The organism is Thauera terpenica 58Eu, assembly GCF_000443165.1.
Classification (GTDB): domain Bacteria; phylum Pseudomonadota; class Gammaproteobacteria; order Burkholderiales; family Rhodocyclaceae; genus Thauera; species Thauera terpenica.
Genome location: NZ_ATJV01000011.1, coordinates 1 through 391 on the forward strand (window position 1 = coordinate 1; position 391 = coordinate 391).

1 protein-coding gene is annotated in these 391 nt (G+C 67.3%); it reads right to left on the minus strand.

The genetic code is table 11. The features are described 5' to 3' along the window. Positions 1-391: IS5/IS1182 family transposase (locus M622_RS22865; protein WP_021247889.1), on the minus strand; the 391-nt coding region annotated here is incomplete at both ends.

The window sequence follows — 391 nt, forward strand, 5'->3', positions numbered from 1 at the left end:
TTGCGCCAGGTGCGCCGTTTTCCGACGCCGTGCTGGCGCACCTTCCATTCGCCCTCGCCGAAGATCTTCAGGCCGGTCGAGTCGACCACGACATGCACCGGCCCCTTGCGCGGGCGACGGGGAATCTTCACCGCAAGTTGCGCCGCCCGGCGCGACATGTGGGTGTGGTCGGGCACCGGAAGATCGAGCCCATTGAGGCGCATCAGCGACTTCATCAGCCCTTCGGTCGCGCGGTAGGGCAGCCGAAACAGCGCCTTCAGGGTCAGGCAGGTCTGGATCGCCAGCGCCGAATACAGACCAGGCTTGCCACGCCCGACTGGCGGCGGGGGCGTCCAGCCCTGCTTGATCGTCGCCGCGTCAAACCAGATCGTCAGGTCGCCCCGACTGACCA